This is a genomic window from Alcanivorax sp. HI0044, assembly GCF_001634945.1.
In genome coordinates this window covers 1-760 of sequence record NZ_LWEZ01001605.1, presented here as the reverse complement: position 1 = coordinate 760, position 760 = coordinate 1, and the positions used below count along the sequence as shown (strand labels likewise).

Sequence of the window (760 nt, the reverse complement as noted above, 5' to 3'; positions counted from 1 at the left end):
GAGCTGGTGGTACTGGGTGGCCTGTTCCGCGTTGGCGCCGCCGGAGAGCTGTTGACGGGCACCGCCGATGGTGAAGCCCTGATCGTACAGCAGGCTGCGAATCTGGCGGATCATCAGCACGTCCTGGCGCTGATAGTAACGACGGTTACCACGGCGTTTCACGGGCTTGAGCTGGGGAAATTCCTGTTCCCAATAGCGCAACACGTGCGGTTTTACGTCACACAGGTCGCTGACTTCACCAATGGTGAAATAGCGCTTTCCTGGAATCGCCGGCAATTCGTCGTTATGACTTGGTTCCAGCATAGGCCTCAACCCGTTGTTTTAATTTTTGTCCTGGACGAAAGGTAACAACCCGACGGGCGGTGATGGGGATTTCCTCACCGGTTTTCGGGTTGCGCCCTGGTCGTTCGCTCTTGTCCCTGAGATCGAAATTGCCGAAGCCGGAGAGCTTCACCGGGATATTGTTTTCCAGTGAATGGCGGATCTCTTCAAAAAACATTTCCACCATTTCTTTTGCTTCACGTTTGTTCAGGCCTAACTCCTCGAACAAACGCTCGGCCATATCCGCTTTGGTCAGCGCTCCCATTAATAGCTCCCTGCCCTTCCTTAATTCAGTCCCTTAAGGCGGCGTTAAACTGTTGTTTTAACTGGGATACTACGGCATCCACCAGGTCATTCACCTCTTGATCCTTAAGAGTGCGTGAACGGTCCTGGAAGGTCAAGCCCAAAGCAAGGCTTTTACGATTTTCACCAATGCTAT

General features: G+C 52.8%; 3 protein-coding genes. All 3 read right to left on the bottom strand.

Annotation, left to right across the window (positions count from 1 at the left end):
* Positions 1–303: MerR family transcriptional regulator (locus A3730_RS24300; RefSeq protein ID WP_063539153.1), on the bottom strand; the 303-nt coding region annotated here is incomplete at its 3' end.
* Positions 284–586: an integration host factor subunit alpha gene (gene ihfA / locus A3730_RS24295; protein ID WP_007151347.1), complete on the bottom strand. Its 303-nt coding sequence runs from the start codon at positions 584–586 to the stop codon at positions 284–286. The genes A3730_RS24300 and ihfA, both read right to left, overlap by 20 nt.
* A 25-nt stretch (positions 587–611) precedes the next feature.
* The gene (locus tag A3730_RS29965; protein ID WP_369819119.1) at positions 612–755 is read right to left on the bottom strand and encodes a hypothetical protein; all 144 of its coding nucleotides are present in this window, start codon (positions 753–755) and stop codon (positions 612–614) included.
* Positions 756–760 lie beyond the last annotated feature (5 nt).